Below are 380 nucleotides of genomic sequence, written 5' to 3' on the forward strand. Positions count from 1 at the left end.
AGCTCATTGCTAAACTCTAGCTTTTTATTACTTGTTGTCATTCTATAACATTCGTTATAAAACGATTATTGTTGACGTTTGTTTGTTCAGTTTTCAAAGAGCAATTTGTTTGTTGCTATTAGAAGCAACTTTTATATAATAACAGTTATTATAAACACTGTCAATATACTTTTTTATTTTTTGGTGGAGCCTAGCGGGATCGAACCGCTGACCTCCTGCGTGCAAGGCAGGCGCTCTCCCAGCTGAGCTAAGGCCCCAAATAATAATAATGGTCGGGAAGACAGGATTCGAACCTGCGACCCCTTGGTCCCAAACCAAGTGCTCTACCAAGCTGAGCTACTTCCCGAAATATAATGGCGCGCCCGAAAGGAGTCGAACCC

At 41.8% G+C, this 380-nt stretch carries 2 tRNA genes; both read right to left on the minus strand.

Features of this window, described 5'->3' with window-relative positions:
* Window positions 1–181 precede the first annotated feature (181 nt).
* A tRNA-Ala gene (locus ACTQ5K_RS25610) sits at window positions 182–257 on the minus strand.
* 12 nt (window positions 258–269) lie between these two features.
* Window positions 270–346 (minus strand) — tRNA-Pro (locus ACTQ5K_RS25615).
* Window positions 347–380 lie beyond the last annotated feature (34 nt).

It is taken from the genome of Niallia sp. Sow4_A1, assembly GCF_052116745.1.
Taxonomy (GTDB): domain Bacteria; phylum Bacillota; class Bacilli; order Bacillales; family Cytobacillaceae; genus Niallia; species Niallia hominis.